General features: G+C 45.8%; 18 protein-coding genes. 7 read left to right on the top strand and 11 right to left on the bottom strand.

Going from position 1 to position 25940, the window contains the following annotated elements; all coding sequences use genetic code 11:
• Positions 1-48: 48 nt before the first annotated feature.
• Positions 49-1233 carry an ATP-binding protein gene (locus SEDOR53_RS0110445; RefSeq protein WP_026769675.1) on the bottom strand — a complete coding sequence of 395 codons (1185 nt, stop codon included), beginning with the start codon at positions 1231-1233 and terminating at the stop codon, positions 49-51.
• A gap of 204 nt (positions 1234-1437) precedes the next feature.
• On the opposite strand from SEDOR53_RS0110445, the gene SEDOR53_RS19095 reads away from it, so the two are divergent.
• Entirely contained in the window at positions 1438-1830 is a 393-nt protein-coding gene (locus tag SEDOR53_RS19095; RefSeq protein ID WP_026769674.1) for a hypothetical protein, read from the top strand.
• Positions 1831-1886: 56 nt separating this feature from the next.
• Here the strand turns inward: SEDOR53_RS19095 and SEDOR53_RS0110435 are convergent, their stop codons facing one another.
• Positions 1887-2918, bottom strand: a complete 1032-nt coding sequence (locus SEDOR53_RS0110435) for a LacI family DNA-binding transcriptional regulator (protein WP_026769673.1) — start codon at positions 2916-2918, stop codon at positions 1887-1889.
• Positions 2919-3121: 203 nt separating this feature from the next.
• On the opposite strand from SEDOR53_RS0110435, the gene SEDOR53_RS17730 reads away from it, so the two are divergent.
• Entirely contained in the window at positions 3122-3925 is an 804-nt protein-coding gene (locus tag SEDOR53_RS17730; RefSeq protein WP_232214760.1) for an inositol oxygenase, read from the top strand.
• 206 nt (positions 3926-4131) lie between these two features.
• On the top strand, positions 4132-5358 hold the full coding sequence (locus tag SEDOR53_RS0110425; RefSeq protein WP_026769672.1) for an acyltransferase family protein: 1227 nt from the start codon (positions 4132-4134) through the stop codon (positions 5356-5358).
• Here SEDOR53_RS0110425 and SEDOR53_RS0110420 read toward each other — a convergent pair.
• Positions 5353-6468 carry a Gfo/Idh/MocA family protein gene (locus tag SEDOR53_RS0110420; protein WP_026769671.1) on the bottom strand — a complete coding sequence of 372 codons (1116 nt, stop codon included), beginning with the start codon at positions 6466-6468 and terminating at the stop codon, positions 5353-5355. The two genes, SEDOR53_RS0110425 and SEDOR53_RS0110420, sit on opposite strands and share 6 nt — an antisense overlap.
• Positions 6469-6572: 104 nt before the next feature.
• Between SEDOR53_RS0110420 and SEDOR53_RS0110415 the strand changes: the two genes are divergently transcribed.
• Positions 6573-7040, top strand: coding sequence for a DsrE family protein (locus SEDOR53_RS0110415; protein ID WP_037361041.1), 468 nt, complete (start codon positions 6573-6575; stop codon positions 7038-7040).
• A 74-nt stretch (positions 7041-7114) separates the two neighbouring features.
• Here SEDOR53_RS0110415 and SEDOR53_RS0110410 read toward each other — a convergent pair whose 3' ends face one another.
• From SEDOR53_RS0110410 to SEDOR53_RS0110380, 6 genes are all read right to left on the bottom strand, one after another.
• Positions 7115-7909: an NIPSNAP family protein gene (locus tag SEDOR53_RS0110410; protein ID WP_026769669.1), complete on the bottom strand. Its 795-nt coding sequence runs from the start codon at positions 7907-7909 to the stop codon at positions 7115-7117.
• A 36-nt stretch (positions 7910-7945) separates the two neighbouring features.
• Positions 7946-9217, bottom strand: coding sequence for an alpha-amylase family glycosyl hydrolase (locus SEDOR53_RS0110405; RefSeq protein WP_026769668.1), 1272 nt, complete (start codon positions 9215-9217; stop codon positions 7946-7948).
• A 47-nt stretch (positions 9218-9264) separates the two neighbouring features.
• The gene (locus SEDOR53_RS0110400) at positions 9265-10974 is read right to left on the bottom strand and encodes a sodium:solute symporter (RefSeq protein WP_026769667.1); all 1710 of its coding nucleotides are present in this window, start codon (positions 10972-10974) and stop codon (positions 9265-9267) included.
• A 120-nt stretch (positions 10975-11094) separates the two neighbouring features.
• Complete coding sequence (locus SEDOR53_RS19090) at positions 11095-11241, bottom strand: hypothetical protein (RefSeq protein WP_157576771.1); 147 nt, start codon at positions 11239-11241, stop codon at positions 11095-11097.
• Positions 11242-11243: 2 nt separating this feature from the next.
• Complete coding sequence (locus SEDOR53_RS0110385; RefSeq protein WP_026769666.1) at positions 11244-13790, bottom strand: PIG-L family deacetylase; 2547 nt, start codon at positions 13788-13790, stop codon at positions 11244-11246.
• A gap of 8 nt (positions 13791-13798) precedes the next feature.
• A complete protein-coding gene (locus SEDOR53_RS0110380) occupies positions 13799-16291 on the bottom strand; it encodes a M14 family metallopeptidase (protein WP_026769665.1) in 2493 nt (830 codons plus the stop codon).
• A gap of 106 nt (positions 16292-16397) precedes the next feature.
• Here SEDOR53_RS0110380 and ggt point away from each other — a divergent pair, with 106 nt between their 5' ends.
• Positions 16398-18119: a gamma-glutamyltransferase gene (ggt, locus tag SEDOR53_RS0110375; RefSeq protein WP_232214759.1), complete on the top strand. Its 1722-nt coding sequence runs from the start codon at positions 16398-16400 to the stop codon at positions 18117-18119.
• A 135-nt stretch (positions 18120-18254) separates the two neighbouring features.
• Here ggt and SEDOR53_RS17725 read toward each other — a convergent pair.
• Positions 18255-19375, bottom strand: a protein-coding gene (locus SEDOR53_RS17725) for an IS3 family transposase (protein WP_369751278.1) whose coding sequence is annotated in 2 segments (ribosomal slippage) — positions 18255-19114 and positions 19114-19375 — 1122 coding nt in all. Because the reading frame shifts where the segments join, the coding sequence is not laid out codon by codon here.
• A gap of 74 nt (positions 19376-19449) precedes the next feature.
• Positions 19450-19917, bottom strand: a complete 468-nt coding sequence (locus SEDOR53_RS0110360; protein ID WP_026769663.1) for a hypothetical protein — start codon at positions 19915-19917, stop codon at positions 19450-19452.
• A gap of 596 nt (positions 19918-20513) precedes the next feature.
• Here SEDOR53_RS0110360 and SEDOR53_RS0110355 point away from each other — a divergent pair.
• Both SEDOR53_RS0110355 and SEDOR53_RS0110350 read left to right on the top strand, forming a co-directional pair.
• Positions 20514-21065 carry a DUF1572 family protein gene (locus tag SEDOR53_RS0110355; protein ID WP_026769662.1) on the top strand — a complete coding sequence of 184 codons (552 nt, stop codon included), beginning with the start codon at positions 20514-20516 and terminating at the stop codon, positions 21063-21065.
• A 127-nt stretch (positions 21066-21192) separates the two neighbouring features.
• On the top strand, positions 21193-25908 hold the full coding sequence (locus SEDOR53_RS0110350) for a translocation/assembly module TamB domain-containing protein (RefSeq protein WP_198018891.1): 4716 nt from the start codon (positions 21193-21195) through the stop codon (positions 25906-25908).
• Positions 25909-25940 lie beyond the last annotated feature (32 nt).

Below are 25940 nucleotides of genomic sequence, written 5' to 3'. Positions count from 1 at the left end.
CACAACGCCCCTGCGTTTCTCTTTGTTGTCCTTCCGGCTGTGTAAGAACTAAGATACAATATCCCTCAACTCATTCATCATACCCAACAAGGGAATTGCAATAATTTCCTTCGTCACCGGAAAACGCTCTTTACCCGGGTAAACAATAAACCGTTTTGTAGCTGCAATATCTTCACAACCCAGGTGAAATCCTTTTGAAACTGATGGGGCTTGGGAACGTTTGATTTCAATCGCATATCTCTCCGTACTATTCCTTTCAATCACCAGGTCAATTTCAGCGCCGGCGGCCGTGCGATAAAACCATGCTGTTATACCTGCGGGCAAGCATGACAAGAGGTTTTCAACAATAAATCCCTCCCAACTGGCTCCAACAACGGGATGTCCTAACAGGTCGTCAAATGTTGTTAGGTTAAGCAGGGCATGCGTCAACCCACTGTCGCGGATATATACTTTTGGCGCTTTAACCAGTCGCTTACCTACATTGCCAGACCAGGGTTGAAGGGTGCGGATCAATAGTAAATCTTCCAGCAATTCAATGTACCGTTTGGCAGTTGGGGCAGTTACATCAAGGTTGTTTCCGAGCTGCGCAATATTTAGCTGCCCACCCTGGCTGTGGGCCAACATGGTCCAAAGCTTGCGCAACATAACAGCCGGTATCCTGGGGCCGAACTGGGGCACATCCCGCTCCAGGTAAGTACTGATAAAATTTAACCGCCATCGTAAGCTGGCTTCGTCATTCTTTGAAAGGAAACTATCAGGAAATCCGCCACGCAACCATAAACGGTCAATATCTTTTGATTTTTTGTGATCAATTTCGGCGACTGTAAAACCAGACAACTCTTTGTATGCAATCCGGCCAGCCAGGCTTTCTGATGATTGTTTCAAAAGCTCCAATGAAGATGACCCTAAAATAAGGAATTGGGCCTTCCTGAGACCTTCCCGCCTGCGGCGGTCTATCACACCTCGTAGGATTTGAAAAAGTTCAGGAACACGCTGCACTTCATCAAGAATGATCAGCTTTCCTTTGTGCAGTTCAAAATATTCTTCCGGCTCATTCAGCCGCGCTGCTTCGGAGGGCCTTTCCAGATCGAGATAAATGGGCTCCGGGCTCATTGAAGCTGCAATCTCCTCAGCAAGGGTTGTTTTCCCAACCTGGCGGGGCCCAAGAATAGCTACCACTGGAAATTCTTCCAGCAATTCAGCAATTTCTGATTGTGCTAATCGTTTTATCATCCTTGCAAAAATAACATTAAATATTCGATTTACAAGGTAAAAGTATTACAGATGTAATGCTGTTAAGTTCCTGGAGCCTTCCGATCAAAGACCGTATAGAAGCTTTCCATACGCAATACGCCCGCACATGAACGTCCATAGAAAAGAAAGGGCCGCACCAGTTTTGGTACGCCCCTCGGCTGATAGGAGAATTTTGTCGAGCGTGTGCTGGTTTTTGCGGGGCGTGCGCTGTTTTTTGTGGCGCGCACACTGTTTTTTGCCGAGCGTGCGCTGTTTTTTGTGGAGCGCACACTATTTTTTGCCGAGCGTGCACTGTTTTTTGTGGAGCGCACACTATTTTTTGCCGAGCGTGCGCTGTTTTTTGTGGAGCGCACACTATTTTTTGCCGAGCGTGCACTATTTTTTGTGGCGCGCACACTATTTTTTGCCGAGCGTGCGCTATTTTTTGTGGAGCGCACACTATTTTTTGCCGAGCGTGTGCTATTTTTTGTGGAGCGCGCACTATTTTTTGTCGAGTGTGCGCTGGTTTTTGCCGAGCGTGCGCTGGTTTCTGTCGATAGTGCGGAAATGATCCGGCTACTAATGAAAACGATCTGATCGTAGTCCAGAGCGTCCCTTCTGCTGGTGGAGGCCGCCGGACAGTTGGAAGATATTCAAACAGAGTCTAATAACCTACCTCGCGTAGAGGCCCGTTCAACCAGCATGGAAGGTATCGTAATAGTCTGTGCAGACAACGCAAAGTGTTTTTCCTCCAACCCTTTAAAAAGAACGGTAGCGGCAGTCTTCCCTATTTCAAAAGCCGGCTGCGTAACTGTGGTCAGAGAAGGTTCGAGGATAGATGCGGAATGCAGGTTGGTAAAACCAATGATTTTCAGGTCATCAGGTATAGCTACACCAAGCTGTTTACTCACCAGGTAAACAGGAGTGACCAGTTTTTCAACAGATGCAATGATGCCATCCGGTTTATCCCTTTGCTCCAGCAATTGCCTGATCAATGCGCAGTTCTGCTCCATATCGTTACTGCAAAGCAATACATCTGCATCTGTCGCGCCTATGTGAGCATCCTGCAATGCTTTTCGAAAACCCTGCACCCTTTTCGAAGTGATGGACAGGTTGGCGGCGATGGATAAAAAACTGATCTTTTTACAACCCCGTTCCAGCAAACAACGCGTGGCTTCATAAGCGCCTTCAAAATCGTTGGTAGAGATTTTAGCAGCTTCAATATCATCGAAGACCCGGTCGAAAAAAACCACGGGAATACCTGCTGCAAGCACTTCCTTTATATGATCTACCCGCGAAGTTTCTTCCGAAACAGAAATCAGAATACCATCTACGCGGCCACTTCTGAAGGCAGAAAGGATTTGTTCTTCTCTTTTGAAATCTTCATGGGAAAGATAGATCAGTACATGATACCCTTTGGCTTGCGCAACGGATTCAATACCGTTAATGGCCTGCGAAAAAAAACTATCCGCCACTTCGGGCAGCACTACTGCAATGGTTTTGCTTTTTCGTTTACGGAGACTACTGGCATAAGGGTTGGGCGTATAATGATATTTGGCAGCCAGGGCCAATACTTTTTGTTTGGTCTCGCTGCTGATCTCGTGGCTGTCTTTCAAGGCTTTGGAAACGGAACCCACAGACAAGTTCAATTCTTTTGCCAGTTGCTTAATGGTAGTACTGTTCAACGCAATTATATTAAGAATGTTGAATAATCCTTGATATGGAAAAGGAAGTATCTATGATGAAATGTAACCAATTTTTCGTTGCCTCACCATCTCAACACACCGTTTTACGAAACCGGTTTCGTAAATAAATACGCGTATAAATGTCATTTTTTCACCCAAAAAACAACAATTTAGTACTGGCTCCATAACGAAAACCGCACCCTATGAGCACTACGAATGCCAGCCCATTAACCAGCCTCGATCAGTGGGAAGACGACGTACTGCGCCGATACCCTGATCCGGAATCCATCGCCACCTCTAAAAGCACCGAGGCCTATCGCAATTACGAAGCCCCCGAAAGAGATACGGTACGGGAATTTTACAAATTGAATCATACCTATCAGACCTATGATTTTGTAGTACAGAAGCGGGAAGATTTTTTAAAATTCAACCGCAAGGAAATGTCGGTATGGGATGCATTCCAGTTTTTAAATCAATTGGTAGACGACTCAGATCCCGATACCGATCTTGACCAATTCCAGCACCTGCTGCAAACATCAGAAGCCATCAGGCGTGACGGGCATCCCGATTGGATGGTATTGGTTGGTTTAATGCACGATATGGGTAAAGTATTATGCCTGTTTGGTGAACCGCAATGGGCGGTTGTAGGAGATACTTTCCCTGTTGGCTGTGCTTACTCGGATAAAGTGGTATATCCTGAATTTTTCAAATACAACCCCGATTACAACAACAGTCAGTACAATACGCAATACGGCGTTTACGAACCCCATTGCGGATTAAGGAATGTAAAGATGAGCTGGGGGCACGATGAATACGTGTACCAGATGATGAAAGACCACCTGCCGGAAGAAGGACTGTACATGCTGCGTTATCACTCGTTTTATGCATGGCATCGTGAAAATGAATACAGCCACCTGCTCGATGAACATGATCAAAAAATGCTGCCTTGGGTACAATTGTTCAATCCGTATGACCTTTATTCGAAAAACCCCGAGCCGCCGGATTGAGAAAAACTACGTCCTTATTACGAAGCCCTTATTGCCAAATACCTCCCTTCAACATTGAAGTTCTAAACAGGTAACAGGTAGCAAACTGGTTCAAAACCCTGCAATTGAACAACCGCTGTCAGTGAGCAGCCTTATCTTTGTCCCGGTGCGTCCGGGGCAAAGTTTTTTTACAACAGCCCGTACGCATTTCTTCTAAAACCAACAATATGCCAAACGTTTTACCCAATCACTCATCAACAAATAAAAATCCACTTAGCGGAAGATTACTTTCACTGGATGCCCTGCGCGGTTTTGATATGTTCTGGATCGTTAGCGGCGAAGGTATCTTTCATGGCATTGCATCGGCCATTATGAAACAACACGGCCTGGTACAGAACGCAGAAACCGAACAGATCCAAGTGAATGACACACTCAACGGCATTGAAAAAATCTTTGTAGGGATTAGTAACCAGTTGGTTCACACGGTATGGAATGGCTTCACTTTCTATGACCTTATTTTTCCCCTGTTCATTTTTATTGCCGGGGTTAGTATGCATTACTCATTCAGCAATCAACTGCAGAAAGCGGGGATCAACCAAGCTGCTGCGCGGAAAAACATTTATCGTTCGCTTATCAAACGTACCCTTATTCTGATCTTACTGGGCATGGTAGTGAACAGAGCACTCGAATGGAATGGATATGCCAATACCCGATTCGCCAGTGTGTTGGGCCGTATTGCATTGAGTTGCTTTTTTGCGGCGCTGATCTACCTGAACAATTCCCTGCGCAGGCAAATCTATTGGCTGTGCGGACTCCTATTGGGTTACTGGGCAATGATGAGCTGGATACCCGTTCCTGGTTATGGCGCTGGTGTACTCACGCCGGAAGGGAGTCTTGCATCCTATATCGACAGGCTGTTGCTGCCAGGCAGGTTGTATCGCGTGGTTACTGATCCGGAAGGCTTGCTTTCTACCATACCTGCCATTGGCACTGCCATGCTGGGGATGTTCACGGGCGGTTTCCTGCGCAGTGAAAAATGGACTGCGCAAAACAAAGCGCTGCGTTTATTGGTAGCAGGCATCTTATTAATATTGACCGCACTGCTTTGGAACCTGGCATTCCCCATCAACAAAAAACTATGGACCAGTTCTTTTGTATGCTATACAGGTGGATGGAGCCTGTTATTATTATCCCTGTTTTATTTTATCATAGATGTGTGTGGATATCAAAAATGGTGCATGCCCTTCGTATGGATGGGCACCAATTCCATCCTGATATACATGGCCGTGCATGGCCTGGTGAATTTCGAATACAGCTCCCGTTTTCTGTTCGGAGGATTGATCAAGATGGCACCTGCACCTTATAGCCAGGCCCTGGTATGGACAGGCGTGGCTTTGATCCAATTCACTGTCTTATATTTTTTATACAGAAAAAAATGGTTCCTCAAATTATAGTGCAGACAGATCCACTTTTTTCCCGGTTCGAGTAGCCTGGTAAATGGCATCGATGATCTTCAGGTCTTTCACCGCTTCTCCCCCATCAATGGGTACGATGGGTTGTTTGCCTGTTAACAGGATATCAGACATCTCTTCCATTTGCCTTGTCTGGTGCGCTATATGCGGATAGTTCAATTCTCCTTTGTGTGTGCGTCCTTTGATCGGTCCGTAATTGGTAGCCGGTTGCAGTTCGGCAAAACCATTTTCTCCATCCAGGAAAAAACGATCCAGGTAATTCATGCTGTAGGTAGACAGGCAGGAGGCCACAGCGCCACTGGGAAAGCCCAGCTGGAACTGGATGGTTTCATCTACGTCTTCTTTGAATTTTACCGGATCGGTCTTGGTTTCCTGTGCCGTAACCCATAACGGTTCTTCACCTGTCATATACCGGGCGCCGTTGATGGAATAAATGCCTATATCCATCAATGAGCCGCCGCCCGCAAGTTGTTTATTCAATCGCCATTGCTTCGGATCGCCAATGCGGAAACCACTCAACCCCTGGAAGAATTTGATCTTACCAAACGCTCCTTCATTGCGCATACGGATGATCTCGAGCGTATTCGGCTCAAAATGCATACGATACCCTACCAATAGTTGCACGCCTGCCGCTTTGCAAGCCGCAACCATTTCTGCTCCTTCTTTGGCATTCAACCCCATGGGCTTTTCACAAATAACATGCTTACCTGTTTTTGCCACCCTGATCACTTCGTCGTGATGAAGTGCGTTGGGCGTTAGCACATATACTGCATCGATATCAGGATTATTTCTGATTGCATCGAAGGTTTCGTAGTTATAGCAATTCTGATCAGGCACCTGGTATTTTCCTTGCCATGTTTTGAGTTTGGCGGGCGTTCCGCTGATCAACCCGGTTATTTTGGCTTTCTGGCAGGCCTGCATGGCCTCTGCTACCCTTGTGGCATAGCTACCCAGTCCCATCAATGCTACCCTCAACACAGGGCCTTCATAAGTATGGGTATGCAGTATACCGCTATGGGCATATCGTGGCAGGAGTGAAAAAGCAAGGGCGGAACCCGTAAGCTTTTGCAGGAAATCGCGTCGGGAATTCATAGTATGGTATTAAGTTGGATACCCTCTAAATTACTGTTTATTGATGGAATAAACCACGGCAGTAATGAGAAACGGCCGTATATTACAGCCTTCATAAAAAAGACATGATAAAATCGTTTTTAGTATTGTTCGGATCACTGCTCATTGGCACCATGACAATGGCCCAATCGAAAGATGCTGTTCTTGAAAAAAATTATTCGTTCAGCGGAGCCAGCGCTACGAAAAAATCTTACCGTGCCATTTATCAGTTGGACAGTAATGAACCTAAAGTGATTGAGAAAGCCTTGCGCAACATCAACAACGTATTGCAAGACCCGCGCCTGCAAGGAAAACTGCAAATTGAACTGGTGGCTTTTGCCGGCGGTACCGAAGCTTATATGAAGGGCAGCAAATACGAGAACGAGCTGAAAGCCCTGGTAGCTAAGGGCGTGATTGTGGCACAATGCGGCAATACATTGAAGGAAAGAAAGATCAGCCGCGATCAATTATATGATTTCATCGGCATCGTACCCAGCGCCAATGGCGAGCTGATCATCCGTGAAGCAGAAGGCTGGGCCATTATCAAGCCCTAGCCTACCTGTAGATCATAATTTTTTTGATCGTCATCCCGAGCGAGCAAAGCGAGCCGAGGGACCTGCCAATACACTTATAATTCCGAATAAGCCGTAGGATGCAGGAATACAATATCGATTTTCGATACCGTATTCTTGTACTCCGGCAATGCCGACAATCGCTTCCATTCAGGATCGGCACCGAAAGTTTTCCAGTGTGCATCTCTTTCAGCGCGGTTATCGAAACTGGTCATGTACATGAGATTGGGCATGTGGCTGCCAGATATTACCTGCGCATAAAATACAGCATTGAAGCCCAGGCGCTTGAATAAAGGGATCTCCCCACCTTCATTGAACATGCGCACTTTACCTTTATGGAGTTGCTCTGTGGCCGATTCATAGCTGCGAAGTTCATAGATGCGTTCAGCCTGTTCACCTTTCAGGTCAGGCGCCTGGTAGCCGGGCATATCGTTGAAAGCATACAGCAATATCGATTCCATCCGTGTATAAGCCGGTGCATTGAACGCTGCATTCAGGTAAGCTGCTCCGTCTTTTTGGTAGGCGGCATCTTTGCTAAGCTTCTCGTCTATCTCCACCAACTGAGCAGGAGAACGCAAAGGAATAAAAACATACAAACTCTTTTCAGCAGCCGTATCGTTTCCAACAAAAGTAAAAGCTCCCACTTTGGCAATGCCATAACGGTGTAAGGCGGGAATGAATGCATCTTTGAGATAAGCATTCACCATCGCCATTTGTTCCTGGCTCTTCATCCGGTATACTTTGATCTGGTAATAAGACCTGGCAGCAGCTTTTCTGCCATTTGATGCAAAACCTGTAATCGCAGCCAGGATCAACAACAATCCTGTAGCAAAGCGGGAGAATAATTTCATTGTTTGATGAGTTTTGACGCTAAATTAGGGAAAGAATCAATTGACGCTTTCATATATCATATATTCCCCGGCCTGGATCTCAAAATCTTCCCGGCCATCGAAGTTGAAGATCATTTGTGAAAACAGGTTCCTGAAGCGGCCTTTCAGCCAATCGTGTGTTACTTCTATTTTCAGCTTATTATCGTACGATACGTTGAGCAGTATCAATACTACATCGTTTCCTTTTCTGCGCAGGTAAGACATCAACTGGTTGTTGTGTTCCGACGGAAGGATAAACGTCTCCCCTTCCCTGATGGCCGGATTCTCTTTGCGGAAAGACAACAGCACATTGTAAAACGATTCCATCTGCAAGGGGTGGCGCCATTCGATGAGGTCCTTGTCGAAGAATTGCAACCGTTTCTTACTGGGACTCTCCTGTCCGCTGTAGATCAACGGCATGCCATCGGGCCAGGTGCAACTGAACACAGCCCATGCCTGCGCAGTTGGTCCGTACTTTTCATATTCTGTTCCATTCCAGCTGTTTTCATCGTGGTTGCTGGTAAAGAAAAGTTTAGTAGCTCCTGCCGGATATTGCGAATAACTGTGCAGTACATTCATCACTTCATTCAACCCATCCGGCTGCTTTTGTAACTTTTCCGAAGCATGCATCCAAGACCAGGCATAACTGGTATTGAACACTACGTGATAAGCCGGCTGCTCACATTCGCCCAGCCAATACAAATGTTTCAACGATTCGCATTGCTGCTTTGCTTCTATCCAGAAATCAAGCGGAACCAGGTGGGCCATATCGCAACGGAAACCATCAATATCGCAGGTCTGTATCCAATATTTCATGGCATCGATCATGGCGGACCGCATGGCACTCGAAGTATAATCCAGGTCAATCACATCGTGCCAACCGTTTCTTTCGGTAAAATTGCCTTTGCCATCCTTTACATACCATTCCGGGTGTTCGGCAGTCCAATGATGATCCCATCCGGTATGATTGGCCACCCAATCGATGATAAGCTTCATACCCAATTGATGCGCCTGCATCACCAGGTTTTTCAGATCATCCAACGTACCGAATTCAGGATTAACAGCTGTATAACTGCTGCATGCATAATAACTGCCCAACGCACCCTGCCTTTCTTTCAGGCTGATGGGTGTAACGGGCATCAACCATACTATTTCCACGCCCATATCGCGCAGCCGCGGAAGGTGTTGTCCAAATGCTGCAAAACTGCCTTCGGGTGTGTACTGCCTTATGTTCACTTCATATACATTAGCCCCCCTGGCCCAGTCTACCATTTGGTACGATTGCTTCATCCCATGAAGTTACCAATTGTTATGCCAACCCCACATGATCGGCTGTATTATCTTTTAGTCAAAAGACTGAACAGGTAAGCCAACGCCACCACAGCCAGCGTGCCCAGCACGTTCAGCCACAGGAACCCAAGACCGATGATATTGTAACGGTCGAGCAGGAAGAAAACGATCACCAGCAACTCTCCCACAATGGCTGCCAGGAACACTGCCGGTCCCTGTATCTTTTTCATGTAAAATGCCACCAGGAATATGCCCAATATCACACCATAAAATAAAGAGCCCAGCACATTTACCGCCTCTATCAGGCTTCCCATGCCCGTAGCGAACTCGGCCGTAATCACACAGAATATGCCCCATAACAGCGTGTACCATTTGGATAGGCGATATTCTTTTTCACTTTGCAACCGGTTATCGCGATTGTATTGTTCTCCTTTTAAACGCAAATGAAAATCAACCATCGTACAGGAAGCCAGTGCATTCAGCGCGGCAGCGATAGAGCCCCAGGCCGCCAGGAAAATAATGGCAATCAACAGCCCCACCAATCCTTTGGGCAGGAAGTCCACCACAAACCGCAGGAAAATATAGTTGGTATCGTTGGTGTCTGCGCCCGGCACTGCTTTTTTCACCACATCGCGGTATTGCTGCCGTATGTTCTCCATTTTTTGGGTACCGGTATGCAAGCTGTCTTTGTAAAAATCCTGTCCGCCTGCAGCATAGGCTGCACTCCATTGCTGCTGTACCACCTGCTTGCTCTCGTACTGGTCTTTCAACTGCATCAATGAATCGCGGTAAGGTGTTTCCAGGGCACGGTCTTCCACAGCCTGGTTAAAAAAAACAGGCGAAGGATGGAATTGGTAAAAAGTAAACAACAAAGCGCCCAGCAATAAGATCAGGAACTGCATAGGCACTTTTACCAACCCGTTCATGAGCAGCCCCAGCCTGCTTTCAGTAGTATTCTTAGCGGTGAGGTAGCGCCCCACCTGGGATTGATCGGTACCGAAATAAGAAAGCGCCAGGAAAAAACCGCCTATCACGCCGCTGATGATATTGTACTTGTCTTTCCAGTCGAACCCATTACCGGCAACACCCGTAGTGATTACATTCAGCTTTCCCGATGCACCGCTTACTTTGAGCGCTTCTTTTAACCCCACCCCTTCGGGCAGGTTATGCACAATGAGATAACCTGCCACAAACATGCCCGAAAAAATAATGAGCAATTGCAATTGCTGTGTATAGGCTACCGCCTTGGCTCCACCTGTAACCGTGTAAACGATGAGTACGCCACCCATAACAATATTGGTCCAGAAAATATCCCAGCCCATCAAAGAGGAAAGGATGATGGAAGGCGCATAAATGCTGATGCCCGTTGATAACCCGCGCGAAAGCAGGAACAGGAAAGAAGTGAACAATCGCGTTTTCAGGTCGAAGCGCTTCTCCAGGAACTCGTAGGCCGTAAACAGTTTGAGCCGGTTGAACAAAGGCACAAACGTCACACACAACACTACCATGGCAATGGGCAATCCGAAATAATATTGCACGAACCGCATACCATCGGTAAATGCTTGTCCGGGTGCAGAAAGGAAAGTAATGGCACTGGCCTGTGTACCCATAATGCTCAGCAGCACCAGGTACCAGGGCATGGTACGGTTATTCAAAAAATATCCTTCCAGGTTCTTAGTGGTACGGCTCTTATACAAGCCATACACAATAATCACCAGTAAGGTAACCGTTAGTACAACCCAATCGAGTCTGCTCATGAAAAATATTTAGTGAACCACCCGAAAAAAATAATCAGTAATACCAGCACGGCCAGCACAAAAATGTACCAGCGGCGCCAGGTTGAAAAGAGCGGTATTTTATTTTGATCTTTCAATGGTTCATCTTTTACTGCTCAGCAAGCCACCCGCCAGCAATCCGAGTCCCAACCCAATGATCAGCCCGACCTTCACATTTTTAATGGCATATCCCAATGCCAGTCCGATCAACAATATAGTAACAACACCTATTCTTCTCCGCGGATGCATGTTTATTTGTTTTTAGGCAAAGCTATTAAATTTGCCAGCAGCCTGTAAGCACCAGGTACACCTGCCGGCAGTTGCCTGAACAGCACCAGGCTCACATAAGCAAAATTACCCTTGCCATATTTAGCTGTGATCAGGCTGCCATTCGACTCTTTTTCACCCTGATCATGCATGCCTAACGGCGCTTCATAATGTTCGTCGTGCTGATCGGCCTGGTAAGTGCTCCTTTCCTGTATCCAACCTTCGAAATCCGCTTTTGTAATTTTATTCGGGTAATTTAAAACAGGATGTTCCGGCAGTAAGAAATGAACAGGCGCTTCTTCTTCGGTTACCCTTGAACCGGTGTTCACGGTGAAAGCATAAGGAGCAATCCGGGCCCTGTTATTTCCTGTCTGCATATTACGTACGTATTGCACAATCAAGTTGCCACCCTGTTCAACATAATGCATCAGCACATCATATTTATTAGAAAGGTATTCGTGCAGGTTATAAGCACGCACACCGGTAATGATCGCGTCGAATTGTTTCAGGTTCTCGCCGGTGATATCTGCATCACTCAATTGCTTCACTTCAAACCCCATTTGTATCAATGCATCCGGAATGGCATCTCCTGAACCAGGTATATAGCCGATTTTTTTACCCGTTATTTTCACTTCTTCATTCACAAACTTCACATGGTCCCTGAAGAAGTAATGCATATTGGGAATATGCGGGTATTCAATCGATTTGAAAAAATCAGAGAAAGTCATTTTTTTATTACCAAGCTGTATCTCTACAGCGCCTTCTATATATCGTCCTTTAGTGGTATCGTATACCTGCTTTACCGGAACATCCACTACATATCGTTTCCCCTTTTCAAGATCAGATAGCTGGTCCTGAAAAATGGTATGCACTTTGTTCTGCATCACATATAAAGTAGCGGGTACTGCCTTGGCCGAAAAATTGGGCCTGTACACAACATGCACCATGGAATCGGCCAGTTGTTTGCCATGCTGGTCTTTTACATTTAGCAAAGCCACATCGGGACTCAAATACAGTTCCATGTGTGGTGCCATTACGAATGGCTGATACAGCTCACCTTTTGTTGGATCGGTGTATTTGTATTGCACGGGAACAGTTACAAAGAAAGAAACGCCTTCTATTTCCAGTTTGAATACGGCGTTGAATGCCGCGTCATTCCAGGCTTTACCAATCAGGCGTTCGTCAGGCACTTCAAACATGCCTTCTTTCTGTCGCTGTTTTAGCAACCAGTAAGGTTGAGTGGACAATGCAACCATATTACCCGGCGTTATTTTTATCGGGTAATTATAATTCTGGTTGGTTTCCAGGGATTGTTGCAACACCGTATCCTGTACATTATTATTTACCCAAATACCATAGATCAAAGCATTGGCATTATTTCTCTTATTCACAAAGCAGTTCACTACAACCGTATCGCTCGACAATACTGTTTCTTGCTGTGTAGTGGCTTCCATGTAAAGTCCGGCACAATGCAGGATCAATTCTTTTACTTCATCTATCTTCTGCCTAATGATGACATCGCTATTCGGTCGCAGTATTTTCAGCATTTGCTTGTACAATGCCACCAATGCAGGCACAGATGTTTCCGGCGAAGTGAACTGATAATGTGCGATGATAGCATCAATTTGCGTTTGTATCTTGTCGCCACCGCTGACCCTCGTCCAATCAGTCACTACTCCATCCATCAATTCATGTTGCGGCGCTTCGCCACCGGTTGTAGCAAAATATTCATACAGTTTTCCTTTACGCCATGGCCGGCCCTCTCCCTGGCTTTTATGCATGCTGCGCGCTTCTCCGCCCAGGTCGCCGGCGCTCACACCCAGCAAAGGATCATAAGCACCCACTTCCATTTGCAATTGATCGCCGGCAGTTGTATTGATATTGCCAAAATTGTAGGTATTCCAAACTATGCGTTTGGCCTGCCAGGGTTTGAGCGCAGGATCTAGTTTGAACTGTTCAGGAAAACGTGCACTGTCCGCCGCTGCTTTAAATGCCTGGTTGGCCAGTATGGAAGATGCCGCATGGTGACCGTGACCGGCCCTCGCATCACCTGGAAAACGCGTGATGATCACATCGGGTTGCAGTTTACGGATCGTCCACACAATATCTCCCAATACTTTATCACTATCCCACAAACGCAGGGCTTCTTCGGCATGCTTACTGAAACCAAACTCATAAGCCCTGGAAAAATATTGCTCCGCACCATCTATTCGCCGGGCCGCCAATAGTTCTTGCGTACGGATCAGGCCCAGCTCCACTCCCTGCTCGCTACCAATCAGGTTTTGTCCGCCTTCACCACGAGTTAGACTCAAGTAAGCCGTGCGATACAATTTCTCTTTAGCGAGATAGGGTAATAAAGAATTGTTCTCATCATCGGGATGCGCCGCTACATACAATACAGTGCCCAGCACTTTCAACTTTTTCAATTGCAGGTAAATATCTGCACTGTTATACGTAGCGGGCGTCTGTGCGCCCGCGATGATAGCAGTACACCATCCTGCCAGCAAAATCAACCAGCGTTTACTCATCATGTATCAATTTATTGTCCTACCAGGAACACTGCATTCGTGAACAGTAATTTTCCTGCTTCCCAGAAATTCCTGAACAAAGGATCGTCGGCCAGGTATACCACGGTTCCATTACCCATATCCTGCACGCCAAATACCAGACCATCTTTCATTTTATTTTTCACCTTAACTCCTGCAAAACCTGTCACATAAGCATCTTTCTTAAGAACACCTACATTCCAGCCATCTTTCATAAACTCAAACAGGTTGTTATCCTGCCTGATGGTAAAATAATAGTCGGGATACCCAAAACCCAATGGATGGCTGTTGTCCAGCTCCAGTTTATAAATAGCGCCAGGTATGCTGTTGCTCAATGATTCGCGCAAACGGTCTCCATATTTTTTGATATGCGCGGAATCGTCGGCCGGCTTGTCCTCCTTCAGTTTAATGCCCCAGTCCGCTCCTGCCAATATAGATACCGCATTTTCTATAGCAATGACTTTACCCCCGTTTCTTACAAACTCTTTCAGTTTATCCATGGCGCCTTTATCATTCAGGCTTCTGTAAAAGCCATCCGGGATGATCAGCACATTGTAATTGCGCAAGCTGAGCCTGTTGAATTCATTTGCATTCAATAGTGTGATAGGATAATTCAACATCCGCTCAAAGAAATGCCATACTTCGCCTGCGCCCAATGAGGAAACCTGTTCACCGGTTAACAATGCCACTTTGGGAGCAGCATTGATGATCTTGATCTCAGGCGAACCAAAATCGGCGCCCTTATCCATAAAACCAGTGGTTACCTCATCGGGTGTAATACGATATTCCCTGCAAGCCTCATCCACTACTTTGTTCCAGTTGGCAGGATTACTTGTTTTCAACACAATCAATGTGCCGGGTTCATAATGTTTCCCTTTATAATCAAAGGCTTTCTCAGAGAACCGTACTTTGATATCGTTTTGTAAAAGATGTGCCAGCACTTGAGCAGCGTTGAACGAAGTATACGGTATCAAAGCACCATAAGCCGCACTCATCCCGGCAACATCAGCAATTACTACCCTTTCCGAAGATTTCACTTCGAGCTTTTCTTTCGTCGCATATGCGTCTACACCATAAGCATAAGGAATGCTCCATGCAGTGATATCATAAGTATTGGAGTCTACTACAGTTGTCCTGGGCTCCAGTAAAACCTTCGCCATTACGGCATGGGGTTGGAACGCGCTGATGGCCAGGTAATGCCCCTGGTTCTGAAATGCCTCTTCCTTACCGTTCAGGTAATGAAATCCTCTGAAAGAAGTATTGCTCAGTCCGCCAAACTCAATTCCATTTTTCTTCAACAATGCAGCAACAGCCTCCAGCTTATGTTCATCCTTTGAAGTGAGCACATAGGTCTTGTATTCACCAACCTTGCCATTGCGGCTATCTGCATAAAATTTCTGGTACTCTTCCAATAACCTGTCTTTGTTACGCGAGGCAGTTTCTATTGTAGACAGTCCCGTTGTATAATGGTGCATAGCACGGTCTACCAGCGTAAGCGTATCACCGCTGGCATTCACAACAGCCAGTCCGCCCCTGCTGTGCCCGCCTTGTTCAAAGGTCATGCCGATGGCTCCATTGTAAATAGGATACGTATCTCCATAAGAAGGATACAACAGATCGAATCGCTCTTTGGTAAAGAACAACCATCCGTTCTGATCGAAATAACCGGCATTGTTTTTACCGATCATCACCTGAAAGTCGCGCTGCCACTGTGTAATCACATCATGAAAAGGTTCGGCGGCAGGCGCAAAATAATAAGGCTGGTTGTATCCCTGTTCATGAAAATCAACATGCACCTGGGGCAACCATGCATTGTATTGTTTTACGCGCTGCTGGGTCTCTACCTGTGTTTGCCAGGCCCAGTCGCGGTTGAGATCGAAATTATAATGATTGCTCCTTCCTCCGGGCCATGGCTCTGCATGTTCGCGCGATTGCGGGTCTGCATTGAAATGCGCCCCCACTACCGAGTTGAACCAGTTCACATAGCGGTCGCGGCCATCGGGGTTGATGCAAGGGTCGATCACTACCAACGTATTGCGCAGCCATTCTTTGGTTTGTTTGTTGGAGGGATCAACCAACGCATACAGGGTGAGCATGGCCGCCTCGGAAGAAGAAGGTTCATTGCCATGCACATTGTAACTCAGCCATACGATCGCAGGCATAGCGGTATTGACTGTTCCTGATTGATCAATGCCTGCCATTCGCAGGTTGTTGATGCGTATGGCATCCAGTTGCCGGATATTTTCAGGCGTTCCAATAAATGCCAGCATCAGCTCACGGCCTTCATTGGTTTGTCCGTATGTCTGTATTTTCACAGCAGCCGGACTGGCCTGTGCAACCGCTTTAAAATAATTGACGATCTTATAGTGCGGGGTATAATGCGTTCCTATCTTATAACCCAGGAATTGTTCGGGACTTTGCAAACTTTGCGCCCGAAGCGTAAGCGAAAGAAGTGTCAATAAACATGCAGCGATGTATCTTATCATAAGCGAAGCGTAATTATGGATAAATGTAACAAAGAATTCAGTATCAGATCAAACCATTCATCCAATGCCTGTTGCCGGATTGTCAAATAGTTCTTAATTTCCTATCGTGAAAAAAGCCAATCTAACCTTTATCGCCGCAATGCTGTTGTGCGGACTATCCGCCCAACCCGTTCCTTCTATCGTAGGTCCTTCTAAAGCGGTAAACCCTTACAAGTACACCATCGTAAAAAATGCTGTTTATAGCCACGGAGCGGTATCCAGCGCCCATCCTTTGGCCAGCCAGGTAGGCGCCGCGATGCTGAAACGGGGCGGCAATGCATTTGATGCGGCCATTGCCACGCAGCTGGCGCTGGCCGTGGTATATCCGGGTGCAGGTAATATTGGCGGTGGTGGTTTTTTACTGGCGAGAAGAACTAATGGAGAACTCATTGGACTCGACTACCGCGAAGCGGCCCCTTCCAGAGCCAGCAGGGATATGTACCTCGATAAAAATGGAAATGCACAGGTATCACTTTCACAAAACGGACACCTTGCCTCGGGTATCCCGGGTACCATCGCTGGTTTATTTGCGTCGCTCACTTATGCACGCCTGCCATTCAGACAACTGATCCAACCGGCGATCGACCTGGCAGAGAAAGGCTTTGTGATCACGGAAAGAGAAGCCAATAACCTGAATAATTCGCGCGAATCTTTTATCAAATACAATACAAAGCCTACAGTTTTTGTAAAGCCTGTGAAATGGAAGGCCGGGGACACGCTGGTGCAGAAAGAGCTGGCGGCTACACTCAGGCGCATACAAAAAAACGGCGCCAAAGGTTTTTATGAAGGGGAGACCGCGCAACTGATCGTAGAAGAAATGCAACGGGGCAATGGCATCATTCAACTCGAAGACCTGAAAAACTATACTGCCAAATTGAGGGAGCCACTGAAGTTTGAATACCGCGGACACCGTATCATCAGTTTTGCGCCACCCAGCAGCGGTGGTATTTTGCTGGCGCAGATGCTGAAGATGATTGAAAAATATTCCGTGAAGAACATGGGCTTTCAATCGGCTAAATCGGTGCAGTTGATGATAGAAGCAGAACGCAGGGCTTATGCCGACAGGGCCGAACACATGGGCGATCCCGATTTTTGGAAAGTACCGGTGAGTACTTTAACAAGCGATGCTTATCTCACACAACGAATGGCCGATTATCAGCCTGAAAAAGCCGGCCAGAGTGTGCATGTAAAACCCGGCATCATCAAAGAAAGCGAAGAGACCACGCACCTCAGTGTGATTGACGCCGATGGTAACCTGGTATCGGTTACCACTACCCTCAATGGAGGTTACGGTTGCAAAACAGTAGTAGGTGGCGCAGGATTTCTCCTCAACAATGAAATGGATGATTTCAGCGTCAAGCCCGGTGTGCCCAATATGTACGGCGCCGTGGGCGGCGAAGCCAATGCCATTGCGCCCGGCAAACGCATGCTGAGCTCCATGACTCCTACGCTGATGATGAAAGACAATAAGCCTTACCTCACCATCGGAACCCCGGGCGGAACCACTATCCCTACTTCTGTATACCAGGCCCTGGTGAACCTGGTGGATTTCAATATGACCCTTTCCGATGCCATCAACAAACCAAAATTCCATCACCAGTGGTTACCCGATGAAGTATATGTAGAGAAAGAGTTTATTGCCACCACCAGGCAGGAACTCGAAGCTATGGGGTACCATATCCAGGAGCGCCCAAGCATCGGCCGCACCGAAGCAGTGAGGATTGTCAACGGAGGAAAAAGGGAAGCAGTGGCAGATATACGAGGGGATGACTCCGTAGCGGGGTACTAATTAATCTAAGTAAGCAGTTAATGAGCAATATTATCAAAGTAAAAGTCAGGATAAACAATACCAGATTGTAAAATCAAATATTTTCTTGGCATGCCTTCACACATAGTGTCGGCTCCCCTTTATTTTTACCCACGCTTAGTTAGAGTTTTCTAAGATAAGGTTTTTTCGTTCTTCCATCATTTGCGCATACCTGATCGGTGAGAGATAACCTAACGATTTGTGTGGTCGTTCAGTGTTATAGTCGATCCTCCACTCTTCGGTCTGTTCTCTCACTTCTGACAAACGATAAAACAGGTAAGCATTCAATACTTCTCTTCTGATGCTTCCATTCTTCCTTTCTATGTATGCATTTTGTGTGGGTTTCCCCGGTTGAATAAATTGTATCGTAATCTGTCTTTGCTCATCATTGCACCACTCTTCCAGTTTGTGGCTGATAAACTCTGGGCCATTGTCGCAACGGATATTGGCAGGCTTGCCTCGCTGAACAATCAGTCTTTCCAGTACCCTGATCACCCTGAGTGCCGGAAGTGAGGTGTCAACCTCTATCGCCAGCGATTCACGGTTAAAATCATCCATCACATTGAACAATCGGAACCTTCTGCCATCTACGAGCGTGTCGGTCATAAAATCAATGCTCCATACCTGGTTAGGTGCTGTTGGAACGTTTAAGGGTTGCTTTATCCGCTCTGGGAGCCGTTTCTTGCCTCTGCGACGGATATTCAGCTTCATATCTGTGTATACCCGATAGATCCGTTTATGATTCCATTCATGCCCTTTATTCCAAAGACGATAGCAACACTGCCAAAATCCAATGGCAACATGTTTGGTTGTTAAAACCGTCAGTGCATCCTGAACTTCACTGTCATCCTTAGGTTTTGGTTGATACCGGTAGGTGTTGCGGGATATACCTGCCAGTTCGCACGCCTTACGGTTACTTAACTGCTCTTCTTCCATCAGATGATGAACAGTTTCCCGTTTCGCTTCAGGCGTTAAAACTTTTTTGCGATCAGGTTCTTCATTGCCCGGTTCTCCAGGCTTAACTCCGCCACGATCTTCTTGTACTCACTGATCTCAGCTTCCATCTGCTTCATTTTTACAACATCACTCACTTCCATGCCTCCATACTTAGCCTTCCAATTGTAAAACGTTGCTTCGCTGATACCCATCTCTCGGGCAATCTCTTTAACAGCAATTCCTGATTCCTGTTTCTTCATTGCAGATACAATCTGCGCTTCGGTAAATCTTCCTTTTTTCATGTGTTTCAAAGTTTAAAGTTAACAAGCTTTTGGTCGTTAACTCTAACCTCACATGGGTAACATTCAGGGGAAGCTTACAATGTCATGATAATACCAAGGGAATCTAAATCTGGAGTTTTGTAAAAAGGGAAATACCCATTTGCTACGCCCTGGTCATATGTACTCTGAAAATCATTAGGATTATACCCTAAAGTTTGTACATAGGCCTTTGTAGTGTTGAGGATATCAGATTCGAGAGTTGGGCTGCTGGGGTTAATTTTGGGAATAGAATAATCCATACCGTTATTGTGATTTGGACCAACATAATTATATGGATTGTTGGGGTTATTAATTACCGGTATGTAACCACAATATCCAGATTCGTAATTCATACATCTTTGGTCCGAGCAGCTATAAGGGCATGGGCCAGGAATTATATAATTTTTTGTTTTCTTCAATACCTCGGAATTGTTGGATTTTTGAAGTGAAGAAATTTCGGTTTTGTTGCATGAGATAAATGCGATGTAGCCAAGAACAGACAGGATTAAGATACTCTTTTTCATATTGCGAATTTTAGTTAAACAATCATTTATCAATTGCAATAAAAAACTATTGCATTTATTCAAACGCTGTTAATAAGCCAATAACTTCCTACTTTGAAGATTCAGCGGAAGAGTTGACATCAAACTGATAAATCCAAATTGAAACTTAGCGCCGCTTGAGGGGGGGGGGTGAATCAAGCGAAAAACAATTAATCTAATTTATTAATGTATTTTGAAGATTGCAATTATTTTATATTAAAATAACATTAAATAATAAAAGTTATTAACCAATTTAAAAGCTTATTCGTAGTAAAAGCCTGAATCTTGCTTTCTGCTGGTAAAGGCTCCCCATTTTGATAAACTCCTTGCCCCTTATCCAAATGACTTCAAATACAGCACTGATATGAACGCCGTCGTTATCATTTCACTGCCACTCACTCAGTGCTAGCTATCTTCCAAATGCCCTACACCCTTTAAAATACCATCTACAATACAGTAAATCCTCATAATTTTATCCTTCATGAGCATTTTGATTCGTTTTTAAGTGTGGTAGCTTAAAAAAAATCCTTTAATACTCATTACTTTTCTAGCAATTTGGGTTAACTAAAAAATCAAAAGTGAAAAGTCAAAAATTAGCAGAAGGATTTTTAAAAGACAGCATCAAGCGTTTCCGCAACTATAAAGAGCTGGGAGAAAAAACACTGGCTCAATTATCGGAGGCAGAATTGCATTATCTTCCTACAACAGAAAGCAACAGCATTGCCATGATCATCCAACACCTGCATGGGAATATGCTCAGCAGGTGGACGAATTTTCTTACGGAAGATGGAGAGAAAAGCTGGCGCCAGCGGGATGCCGAGTTCGAAACAAAACAGCATACCAGGGAAGCAGTTAATGCTTTATGGAATGATGGCTGGAACTGCCTGCTGCAAACTTTGGAGCGCCTTCAACCTGAAGACCTCCTCAGGAAAATAACTATCCGCTCCGAAAGCATCGATGCATATGACGCCATCCTGCGGCAACTGGCGCATTATTCCTACCATGTAGGGCAGATCGTTTACCTGGGTAAAATGGTGCGTAATGAAGGCTGGTCCTCTCTCAGTATCCCCAAAGGTCATAGTCAACAATACCTTGAAAGTGTTAAAAAAGGCGAAACAAAGCAGCCCTGAGTGTTTGGTATTGAATTTGCCTGCCAATACCTATTGCCTATTTTTACAAAACAAACGGACCTTTCTGAAGCGATTCTTTAAAATACTACGCCGGACCATCCTCTTCCTGATTGCCTTTATCTTGGGTGTGTGGATTGCTCTCCAGACCAGCGTGATACAAAACTGGCTGGTAGGTATGGCTACCAAACGTTTGTCGAAAACATTGGGAACAGAAGTGAGCATTAAAAAAGTAAGCTTTTCCTTTTTCAACCGCCTCAACATGGATACCATGCTGGTGCGTGACCTGCACAAAGACACCATCCTGTATGCAGGTCAACTGAAAGTGCGTATTACCGATTGGTTCTTTTTGAAAGATACTGCCGTATTGAAATACGTTGGACTGGAAGATGCCGTTGTTAAATTGCAACGCAGCGATTCGAACTGGAATTACCAGTTCATCATCGATTCATTGGCCTCACCTTCACCCGCTAAAAAGAAAGAAGGTGGCGGACTGGCGTTGAACCTTAAAAAGGTTGACCTGAAAAATCTCCGGCTCATCAAGAATGACCTCTGGCGTGGCGAGCGGATGGAAGCGCGGGTAGGAAGCCTGGTGCTCGATGCAGACAAAATAGACCTCAATAAAAGCATTTTCCTGATCAACGACGTGTCGATCGACAAGCCCTTCTTTTCCATACTGAACCTGCCGCCCCTGCGGCCCGATTCACTCAAACCCCATAATCCTGCTACACCCGATACTGGCATGTACCTCAATGCCGGCAATGTGCTGGTGAAAGTGGCGAACCTGCGGCTCAGCAACGGCGGTTTGAATATCGATGGAAATAAACGAACACCTACCGCAGGTTTCGATGGTTCCCATATACATCTTAGCAGGCTCAACGGAACCTTTAAACATATTGCTTTCGTCAAAGACACTTTACGTGCCAATGTAGACCTCACAGTAAGAGACCGCTCAGGCTTTGAACTCAAAAAACTCAAAGCCGCATTCCGCTTTACCCCGCAGATCATGGAATTCGCTTCCCTCGATCTGCAAACAGGTAAAAGCCGGCTGGGAAATTACTATGCAATGAAATTCGCTGATTTCAATCGCGACTTTGGTGATTATATTACCAATGTGACCATGGAAGCCAGGTTCCACGATTCGAAAGTGAATACGGAAGACATCGCTTATTTCGCACCCGAATTAAAATCATGGAACAGGGTGGCGCAACTGAATGGTCATTTCCTGGGAACCGTGAGCGCTTTCAATATTACCAACCTGGTTACCAAAGTGGGCGCTACCACTACCCTTTCGGGCAACCTGAGCATGAAGGGATTGCCCGATATCAATACCACCCGCATCCACTGGAGCAATGGTACGTTGCAGAGCAACCAGTACGACCTGACCACATTCCTGCCTGTGCTGAAAACAGTAACAGAACCCAACCTGGCTGCATTGGGTACCATTATTTACAGGGGAAATTTCAATGGCACCATCCGCAATTTTACTACCGATGGCATATTGAGTTCTCAACTGGGTGGTGTGAAAACGAATATCAGCATGCAGTTGCCGCGCAAAGGAGAGCCTTCTTATACCGGTAACATAGAAACATCGCGATTCAACATCGGTAAATTTCTCAACAACGACCAGTTGGGACTCGCCGATTTCAAAGGAAAGATCACGGGCAGCAGCTTCAACGTAGACAAGCTGAAAACCACGCTCGACGGAAGTATCAGTTCCATTGAGTTTAATGACTATACCTATACCAATATTGTCACCAACGGTACTTTCCAAAAAAAATATTTCAGTGGTGAAGTAAAGATCAATGACCCCAACCTCAACTTCACCAGTGATGTGCAGATCGACCTCACAAAACCCCAGCCCAGTTTCAACATACTGGGCGACCTGGTGAATTCGAACCTGTACGCGTTGCATTTCATGAAAGAAAATATGGAACTGACAGGTCTGCTGGACGTGAACTTCACCGGTACCAACATCGATAACTTCCTGGGTACTGCCAAATTCCTGAACGCAGAGATCCGTAGTCCGGATACCAAACTCAACTTCGACTCAGTAAACCTTACTTCCTATTATCTTGACACCGTCAAGTATCTGCAATTGAACAGCAATGATTTTGCCGCCTCTATCTCCGGCAAATTCTCCATCCTGGACCTCCCGGCCAGTTTCCAGGTCTTTCTCAGTCACTATTTCCCAAGTTATGTCAAGCAGCCGCGATACACACCACAAAACCAACAGTTCAATATAAGTCTGCATACCAATTATATTGAACCTTACCTGCATATTTTCAATAAGCACCTGAGCGGCTTCAATGATGCCAGCCTCGAAGGAACAGTAGATACACGCAAGAATGAACTCCACATCACCAGCCTGGTGCCTTTTGGTAAATATGATAATTATAGTATTACAGGCATTGACTTGAAAGGGGTGGGTAATATGGATACCCTTTCTTTAAAGGGAGAAATCAGCAGTACGCAAATTGGCGACAGCCTGCGGTTCCCGAATACCCATCTCGATGTTGTATCCAAAGGCGACCATTCCATAGTATCCGTTAAAACCAGCGCCGATATTACCCTGAATGATGCAAGCCTGAATGCAGATGTATTTACGCTGGACGATGGTGTGCGGGTGTTGTTCAGGCCTTCTTCTTTTGTACTGAATGAAAAGAAATGGAGTATTGAAAAAGAAGGAGAGCTGGTAGTACGTACGCATTTTGTAAGCGCGCAAAATGTAAAGTTTGTGCAGGGCTTCCAGGAAATAGCCGTCAAAACAGAGGAAGAAGATGGGGGCAATACCAACAATCTTGTGGTATCACTGAAAAATGTTGTATTGGGTGATCTTACTTCCTTATTCATGAAGCAGCCACACCTCGAGGGCGTTACCAACGGCAATATCGTATTGAGTGATTTCTTTGGCCAGTTCAGAGCCGATGCAACATTGAAAGCTGAACAGTTCCGGCTCAACGACGACTCTGTTGGCACCGTGAATCTCAAAGCAGGTTATGACAGCAAAACCGGTAAAATTTCCATGGATGCTGTTTCGCCAAACGATGGTTATAATTTTTCTTTTGCAGGAATGTATAACCTGAAGGACTCCGTTGGCCAGCCACTCAATGTAGATCTCAAGCTGAATGACTCCAAAATCGATATTCTTCATCAATTCCTTAGCGACCTGTTCACAGATATCAAAGGGAAAGCAACCGGCACGCTCAATATCAACGGCAATCCCAATGCTCCCAATTTGCTGGGACATATCAAGCTGAAGAATGCAGGCATGAAAGTGAACTATACACAGGTATATTATACAATCGATTCGGCTGATATCAAATTTGAGGAAGACGGCATCAATTTCGGTGAATTCAAGATTGCGGATGTATACAAGAATACCGGTACAGTGAAAGGCAAATTGTATGAACGTGGTTTCAAGGACCTGGGGTTTGATTTTGATCTCAATACCAATAAATTGCTGCTGCTCAATACACGGCTGAAAGACAACCAGCAATTCTACGGTAAAGCCATCGGTTCGGCCAAGCTCAGCTTGAAAGGGCCCGAAAGTGCTGCCAGGATGACCATCATTGGGGAAACAAAAGACAGCTCACATATCTTCATACCTAACTCGGTAAGCAAAGAAAGTGGCAATGCCGACTTTATTGTATTCAAGCAGTATGGTACCGAAATGGCCAAAGCTGATAACAACTCAAATTTCAATTTATTGGTTGATCTGGATATTACTGCCGACAACCGTACACAGATCGACGTTATACTGGATGATCTGGCGGGTGAAGTGATCAAAGCTACCGGTCATGGAACACTAAAGATCAGGGCAGGTTCTACAGAGCCCCTTTCCATTCGCGGGCGCTACTACATTGAGAGAGGAAACTATGATTTCAACATGCAGGGATTGGTTCGCAAACCCTTTGAAATGCTTCCCGAAGCGGGCAATTATATTGAATGGAATGGTGATCCTTTCAAAGCCAATATGAATATCGATGCGCAGTACACCGCCCAGGGTGTTAGCCTCAGCGATCTCATCGGTACCAATAACTTCACCGGAACCATCAAAGCTTACCGCGGAGATGTGTATGTGATCGTAGAGTTACGTAAACAGTTGCTGAAACCGGAGATTACTTTCCGTTTTGACTTCCCCGCGGGAAGTCCGGCTAAAATAGACAATGATTTTTCCAATTATGTGGCCAGGATAGAAAAAGACCAGAATGAAATGCTGAAGCAAGTAGCATTCCTGATCGCATTCAATTCTTTTTCGCCGATAGGACAGACAGGAGGCAGTAACGCTACCAACCCCTATTCGCTTACTACAGTGGGCGTGAATACCCTTTCACAGGTATTGACCAAAGAGGTGAACAAAGTTTTCTCGAATATCCTGTATAAGCTTACCGGAGATAAAAGCCTGCGCTTCGACCTGGGTACATCATTGTACAGCAGCTCCAGTCTCGATCTGAACAACGATGGACTGGTGGCCAACAGCAACCGCCTTGACCGCTCGCGCATCAACTTCAAATTCGGCAAAAGTTTCTTTAATGATAATGTAGTCGTTACTTTCGGTGGCGACCTGGATTTCAACCTGGGTAATACTTCTGCGGTACAGAATGGTAACTTCCAGTGGCTGCCTGATCTCAACATAGAGATCGTGTTATCGAAAGATCGCAAACTGCGAATGATCATTTTCAGCAAGAACAGCCTGGATATTGCCGGATCCAGCCTGGGCCGCCGCAACCGGCAGGGCGCCAGCATTTCTTACCGGAGAGATTTTGAAACCCTGTTCGGAAGAAAAGAGAAAGACATCGAATTCAAGCAGCCGCCCGATTCAAGTGTGTCGAGCGATAAATAGAAAATTGTATCATCTATTCTTTAATGTGGCCT

The organism is Asinibacterium sp. OR53 (assembly GCF_000515315.1).
GTDB lineage: Bacteria > Bacteroidota > Bacteroidia > Chitinophagales > Chitinophagaceae > Sediminibacterium.
The sequence above is the reverse complement of the archived record's forward strand: the minus strand, read 5'-3'. Positions and strand labels throughout refer to the sequence as shown.